A 6,387-nucleotide genomic window follows, 5' to 3' on the forward strand; every position below is an offset into this window, starting at 1 on the left:
AAAAAAAACTTAAATATTTTGAGACCTCTCATAATTTGTCATAATTCGTGGATTTTGTTACTTTTTATCGTACAGGAGCATTATGTTAAGTAACAACGCAAGAAACACGTAATTTTTATAGTTATAAAAATTAAAAATAACTAAGTAAATTAAGTTATAAATAATTAATCACAGCAAGATGTCTACGATCTTTATTCTACCTAATCTTTCTAGATTAATATTATCTATCGATGAAGTTATTATCGATCGGGAATAGAAAAAATTATCAAGATTATAATTGTTTTAATTCAATAAAATGAAGCTTTGATAAAGCGATCTCGCTTAAATTAATTTTTCTGCTGAAATAGTAGTTATTACTATGTAGATTAATTGTTGATTTTCGGATTTAAAAAACTAAATAACGTATAATTACTTACTTTAATTCTAAATTATAGAATTATTAATCTATCCTTTTTCTGCCAGATTCCGAAACCAAAAGCAAAATTTGAATTCTTTAACTGCTTACATCAAGTGCGGATAATTACTTTAGATAAAGTTTTCCCCTAATTCCCTATTTCCCTATCATCCACAACATTTAATTGTTGAACCGAACCTGATATTACTCATAAGGGTTAGAATAGTCTATTGACCGTAAGAAATACAAAAAAATGATCGTGACAATACAATTGCCTGTATCGATTAATTGATAAAGCTTCTGGAAATAAATAATTTCTCGGAAAGTGACAGAAGAGGCTTAACCTTTAACACCACTACTGATATCCGTAGCAACAATATATTTTTGTAAAAAGATAAACAGTAGTAATATGGGGGCGATCGAAATTACTGAACCTGCTGCAACTAACCGCCAATTAAGAGAAAATGCACCTGCAAGATCGGCTACACCTAAAGGAAGAGTATAGTATTCAGGACGATCCAAAACTATTAAAGGCCATAAAAAATCACTCCAAGAGCCAATAAAAACAAAAATAGCCAAAGTAACTAGTGCAGGACGAATTGCAGGTATCATAACGTTCCACCAAATGCCCAATTCAGAACAGCCATCGATGCGTGCTGCTTCTTCTAACTCCAGAGGAACACTCATAATAGCTTGGCGTAACAAAAAAATACCAAACGCAGATACAATGTTGGGTAAAATGATCCCGAAATAGGTATTTCTCAGACCCAGATTAACTGTCAGAATGTAAAGAGGAATCATGACAATCTGAAAGGGAATAATAATTGTTGCCACAACTAAAGAAAAAATAATTTCTTTCCCTTTAAAGTTGAGTCTGGCTAAAGGATAAGCAGCTAAGGCACAAAAAAGTAGATTGAAACTAACAGAAAGAATTGCTACGATCGCGCTATTAAAAAGATATCTACCAAAAGGATAATCTGCCCAAACTGTCTGAAAATTAGCCAATGTTGGTTCAGCAGGTAATAGTTGCGGAGGAAAACTAAAGATATCTTCTGCGGGAGATTTAAAAGCTGTCCCCACAAGCCACAATAGGGGAAACAGCATTAAAATAGCAATTCCTGTAAGCATTAGATATGTGGCTATTACTTTAAGTCGTGAATTCATAATCAAGGAAGTAAGGACTGAGAAAAGAGAAATTATAAAGTATCAAATAACAAACAACTACTGTCTAATTATTACTTCATAATTCATCCCTCATCCTTCATCCTTCATCCTTCATAATTCATCCTTTTTAATAGTGATTTCCTACTTTACGATGGTGTACTGCGGTCATTCCATCAGGATTAGAAACTCTACCTGCGGTAACTTTGCTGTAAACTACCCAGTGATCGCTACATTCCATACGGCTGACTACTTCACATTCTATGTATGCTAGAGCATCATTTAAGATGGGCGAGCCATTCTCTGCTGTTTGAGTGTCTACACCTGCAAAACGATCTGCGCCAGGTTTAAAGCGTTTGAGGAAGTGTTTCATTAAAGACTGATATTTGCCTTCTTCTAGAATATTTAAGACAAAGCTGTCGCCAACTTGCATTAAAGATTCAATTGCCCGATCTTTGGCTACTGCAATAGTAAAACCAGGGGGTTCAAAACTAGCTTGAGACACCCAAGAGGCTAACATCGCACTACTAACGCTATCTTTAGTTGCAGTGATGATATAAAGTCCTCCGCTTAGTCTTCCAATAGCTTTATCTAAATCACTATCGAGAGATTTCATCTGTTTAACCAACTTATCGCGAGTTAAAAGCTGTCCCAAGTCTGTACCTGATTCTTCGCAGAGTTGATAAGTAGCTTCGTCTGGAGTGTCTTTAACCCGAATGGGAGGGAAAGCTTTTTTTAGTCCGACATCACTAAATTTCGTTAACAATGGGTCAATAGGTTCGTCATCATCTCCATAAGACTCAAACATACCTATAATTTGCTTTTCCTTGACAGCAGCAAGAACTGTACCCACATTAGCAGTAATATCTTGATGGTCGCTACTAGACAGAGGAGGCATACCTAAAACAATACCAGAAGCGCGAGATACTAACTCATGGACTTCTTGGTTTTCTGCCGATCGCAAGTCTACCATTTCTACTGCAACGCCAGTTTTCGTAATTCCCTTGGCTACAGCTTGAGATAAGCGGTCGCTATAACCGTAATCAGAAATATAAAAGACGGCTACATTCTTTTCCGCTTTGGTTTGAGCTTTACTCCATTTTTGATAGCGGTCTAGAAGTTCCTGTACGTTATGACGTAATATAGGGCCATGACCATTGGCTACAGTGGCAATTTCTCCTAGCTTATCCATCCTTTTCATCGCGCCGAGTACCGAACGTGCATTAGGAGCCATCAAGCAGTCATAATAAAAGCGATAGTCTTTTTCGATAGCACTTAAGTCTTCATCATAGATGCTACTAGAACAGTAGTGCATCCCAAAAGCATCGCAAGTATAAAGGGTGCTAGTACCGCGATCGTAACTAAAGATAGTATCAGGCCAGTGTAGGTTAGGAGCGTTTACAAAGTCAATAATGTGACCATTACCTAAGTCTATGCTGTCACCACTTTTAACTAGCTGTCTTTCAAAGGGTTGGTGGACTAAATCCTCTAAGAATTTAATCGCTACTTTTGCACCAACAACAATAGCTTGAGGTGCTAAAGCCAGAATATCTTTAACTAAACCACTATGATCGGGTTCAGTATGACTGATAATGAGATAATCAATTTCCTTGGGATCGATTAATCCTGTGAGGGTATCTAGATATAGCTGACGAAACTTAGCATGAGAAGTATCGACTAATGCTGTTTTTTCCCCTCGAATCAGATAAGAATTGTATGTAGTTCCGTTTTGTAAACCGAATTCGATATCAAAGCGATCGCGATCCCAGTCTAAAGAACGTATTGTACTAGTATCAGGGGCGATTTCTGCGGTTTCGATAGTTAACCGCTTTTCAGTTTTGATTGGCGTTGCTACCATATCCCCTCTCTTTTTGTTAAATTTTGTTTACTTTTTTATATTGTGCCACGATTTAAGAGGTGACGGATCGGGAGTCAGGAACCAGGAATATTATTGTTTCTTATCAGTTTTATTCGATGTTTTTCCAGCAAAGTAGCTTTTGTAGGATAGGTTGGATAGTAATTTGCTTAGATAATTATTGTTTAAATTATTAATTTACTGTAACCTATTAATGTCAATATTTGTAGCTTTTCCTGAGATTACTTTTAAAGATATATTTTCCCAAAAATAACTTTATTAACAATTTCTCCTGAATTAGAAATTACTGATAAACCTTGAGCCACTAATTACAATCTTTATCTTTTATTTATATTGTAGTTCTCTGATAATTATCGAAAAAAACGAATTGTGTTTTTTTATACATTAATTACTCAAAAAATAGCCAAATAAACTCTCTATCTTTGTTATATTTATCGGCTCACCAAGTTTGATTATCATTTTGTAACTATTTTCACAAAAACCCTAACTAATTTTGCTAGTCTTGAGATCGGATCGGAAATAGTCTAGAGATTAATTTTTGCTTTCGTAGGTTGTCTCAGAAATAATAATTAAGAAAATCTTTAATTTTTTAGCAACATAATAACTTCCATCCTGTAATATATCACAATTTTTTTTAAAGCTCATTAGTTAAGGAAATATATACATTGTTCGATAAATAGCAAATACCTGAAATAATTTATTTCATATAAATTAGCCATTTATTATACGGATTCCCCACCATAAGACTATGACTATAACAAAACAAACAAAACAAGCTAATTATTTTGAAGACAATGATAGTGAAACTTTGAGTAATATTGATTACGAACCAGCAGATATAGACTTAAAGCTAGTAGAAGTTGAATTTTCTTCAGAAGAAGAAACTGGAATAAACCGTCGTTCTACAAAAAAAACAAAAGCCAATCTAGAAGATAATATTGGAGCTTTTTTTAAAGAAATGGCTCGTTATCCTCTACTGCAATCAGAAGAAGAAGTTACTCTTGCTAATGATGTTAAATTGATGGTAGAAGTCGAAGAAGCTCGCCAACAATTAGTCGAAAAATTAGCGAGAAAACCGAATAAACAAGAGTTAGTTGCAGCCCTAGAATTAGAATCAGTTCGTCATTTAGAACAGCGTCTTTATAAGGGGAAAGTCGCCAAACGAAAAATGATTCGTTCTAATTTACGCTTAGTTGTTTCTATTGCAAAACGTTACCTCAATCGTGGTGTTCCTTTCCTTGATTTAATTCAAGAAGGTGCAATTGGTTTAAATCGCGCTACTGAAAAGTTTGATCCCGATAAAGGTTATAAATTTTCTACCTATGCTTACTGGTGGATTCGTCAAGCAATTACCCGTACAATTGCCAATGATGCTCGTACTATTCGTCTGCCAATTCATATTGTTGAAAAGCTAAATAAGCTGAAGAAAGCTCAGCGTACTCTTAAACAAGAGCTACAGAGAAATCCTAGCGAACAAGAGTTAGCTAAAAAGTTAAAAGTTTCTCCTCCTCAGTTGCGTCAATTATTAGAATTACGCCGTCAATCTCTTTCTTTAAATCATCGGGTAGGAAAAGCAGAAGATACAGAATTAGTAGATTTACTAGAAGATAGCGATTTACAACTTCCTGAAGAAAAAATGAGTGAGGCGATGATGCGCCAAGAAATTTCTCATGTATTGGATGATGTGTTAACTCAAAGAGAAAAAGATGTTATTTCCTTGCGTTATGGATTATGCACCTCTCAGCCTTATACTCTAGAAGAAGTGGGAGGAATGTTTAATCTTTCCCGTGAAAGGGTGCGTCAAATCCAAAGTAAAGCAATGCGGAAATTGCGTCGCCCTCAAGTTGCTCGTCGTTTGCGAGGATGGCTCAATTAAGCAATGAATCAAGTGTCTCAACAATTTAAAATTCGTTCTGCAACCCCTACTGATGTAGGGGCTATTTTTTCTCTGATAAAAGCCTTAGCAGAGTATGAACAACTAACTCATCAAGTAACTGGTAGTGAAGAGAAATTACAACAGCACTTATTTGGTAATCGCCTTTGTGCAGAGGCTATAGTTGCAGAGGTGGAAAATAAAGTGATTGGTTTTGCGTTGTTTTTCCCTAACTATTCAACTTTTTTGACTAAACCAGGTATTTATTTAGAAGATTTGTTTGTCTTACCAGAATATCGCCGTCGAGGAATTGGGAAGGCAATGTTAATTTATTTAGGTAAGTTAGCCATAGAAAGAGATGCAGGGCGTTTAGAGTGGAATGTCTTAGACTGGAATGAGAGCGCAATTAGTTTTTATCAAATGATGGGTGCAAAAGTTTTACCAGATTGGCGTACTTGTCGCGTCACAGGAGATGCTTTAAGTAAGCTAGCAATAATGAATGATTTATAGAGATGGTTACAGAAACTGCTGAATCGATTAAATTAGAAAATCTAAGAAAAGGTGATTTGTTTCAATACAATACTCAGCAGTGGTCGATTAAAGACTATGCTACTTACAAAGACAGAAAAGGCTATAAAACAGAAGAATGGTTAATAGAGTCAGACGGTAGCAGCGTAAGTATTAAAACACAGCGTTATCTAATAAGAGAAGTCGATCCTGAAAATTCCCCTAATAGTGTAAATTGGTATATTGCTCAAGAGATTAAACAACCAGAAATTTATGTCTCGGATGAAGAAGCAAGTAACGATAATATAGTACCGACATTATTACCGAAGATGTTGCGCCAAGATACTCCTTTTCCTCAGTTAAGATATTTAGGCATCGTTTATTATCTAGAATCGCAAACTGGGGGAACTTACAAAGCTAGAATGTGGCGCGATACTAGAGTTACCTGGGATTGTTAGGGGTCGACCAGAGAATCGCTTCTCTAGCCTCCCATCCAAAACGTAGCGTGCCACTTTCACGGCACTACGCTCCTCCTGGCTTTTCGGTACTCTGTTTTCCTTCTGTAAACCACAGTAA

Annotated in this window: 5 protein-coding genes; 3 read left to right on the forward strand and 2 right to left on the reverse strand. The window is 35.8% G+C overall.

The genetic code is table 11. The annotated features are described in order from the left end of the window. Nucleotides 1-733: 733 nt before the first annotated feature. The gene (locus tag H1P_RS16470; protein ID WP_144869267.1) at nucleotides 734-1,558 is read right to left on the reverse strand and encodes a carbohydrate ABC transporter permease; all 825 of its coding nucleotides are present in this window, start codon (nucleotides 1,556-1,558) and stop codon (nucleotides 734-736) included. A 127-nt stretch (nucleotides 1,559-1,685) separates the two neighbouring features. Next, entirely contained in the window at nucleotides 1,686-3,413 is a 1,728-nt protein-coding gene (locus tag H1P_RS16475; RefSeq protein ID WP_144869270.1) for a diflavin flavoprotein, read from the reverse strand. Between the two features lie 766 nt (nucleotides 3,414-4,179). Here H1P_RS16475 and H1P_RS16480 point away from each other — a divergent pair. The 3 genes from H1P_RS16480 to H1P_RS16490 are packed head-to-tail and all read left to right on the forward strand — an operon-like array spanning nucleotide 4,180 to nucleotide 6,269. Continuing rightward, complete coding sequence (locus H1P_RS16480; protein ID WP_144869273.1) at nucleotides 4,180-5,307, forward strand: RNA polymerase sigma factor, RpoD/SigA family; 1,128 nt, start codon at nucleotides 4,180-4,182, stop codon at nucleotides 5,305-5,307. Nucleotides 5,308-5,310: 3 nt separating this feature from the next. Next, the gene (locus tag H1P_RS16485) at nucleotides 5,311-5,814 is read left to right on the forward strand and encodes a GNAT family N-acetyltransferase (protein ID WP_186375997.1); all 504 of its coding nucleotides are present in this window, start codon (nucleotides 5,311-5,313) and stop codon (nucleotides 5,812-5,814) included. A 2-nt stretch (nucleotides 5,815-5,816) separates the two neighbouring features. Beyond that, nucleotides 5,817-6,269, forward strand: coding sequence for a DUF4178 domain-containing protein (locus H1P_RS16490; RefSeq protein WP_144869275.1), 453 nt, complete (start codon nucleotides 5,817-5,819; stop codon nucleotides 6,267-6,269). The last annotated feature ends 118 nt before the right edge of the window (nucleotides 6,270-6,387 follow it).

It is taken from the genome of Hyella patelloides LEGE 07179, from assembly GCF_900659865.1.
In the GTDB taxonomy this organism is placed as follows: Bacteria; Cyanobacteriota; Cyanobacteriia; order Cyanobacteriales; family Xenococcaceae; genus Hyella; species Hyella patelloides.